This window comes from Weissella sp. DD23 (assembly GCF_001579105.1).
In the GTDB taxonomy this organism is placed as follows: domain Bacteria; phylum Bacillota; class Bacilli; order Lactobacillales; family Lactobacillaceae; genus Weissella; species Weissella cibaria.
On sequence record NZ_KQ970399.1, the window covers coordinates 4,448 to 5,132 of the forward strand.

Genomic DNA, 685 nt, shown 5'->3' on the forward strand with positions numbered 1-685 from the left:
CACGAAAACAGCAGCAGCGACCAATAAAAATAGTATGCTATATAGAAGATATATATTTTTCCAGTAACGTTTTAACGCCGTCATGATAGGTTAATCCCCCTTAAAGAAGTCATAATATTATAACATCCAAGGGAATATGAACATTTAAACGCCGACGTAATGTTGGTTAAAATGGCGGTATAATCACATTGTTAGTGTAATACAGCAAAAAATTCATAGATTACACAAATACTGACGCTAGGATAAAAACATCCAGTTTTATCGGAATAATCATAAAATGCAAACATATTTCACTGAAAGCGTTTACATATTCCGGAATGTACTGTACAATTTGTTTTGTACCTAAGGGATTAATAAATTAAGGAGCGTGGCAATTATGGTAAATTTCATTATTGCTAGTCACGGAGAGTTTGCAGCCGGCATTCGTCAGTCAGGTCAAATGATCTTCGGTGAGCAAGAGAACGTACAAGTGGTTACGTTTATGCCCAACGAAGGTCCAGAAGACTTGATGAAGAAGTTTGAGGATGCATTAGCAACATTTGAACCAAACAGTCAAGTGTTGTTCTTGGTTGATTTGTGGGGTGGATCACCATTCAACGCAGCATCACGTATTCAAGCGTTGCATGAAGATCAAATGGCCATTATTACAGGTTTGAACTTGCCAATGTTGATTGAAGCTTATGGG

General features: G+C 37.2%; 1 protein-coding gene. It reads left to right on the forward strand.

Features of this window, described 5'->3' with window-relative positions:
• Positions 1 to 376 precede the first annotated feature (376 nt).
• Positions 377 to 685 (forward strand): PTS sugar transporter subunit IIA (locus tag WEIDD23_RS10725; RefSeq protein ID WP_197458879.1); only part of this gene is annotated, 309 nt, incomplete at its 3' end.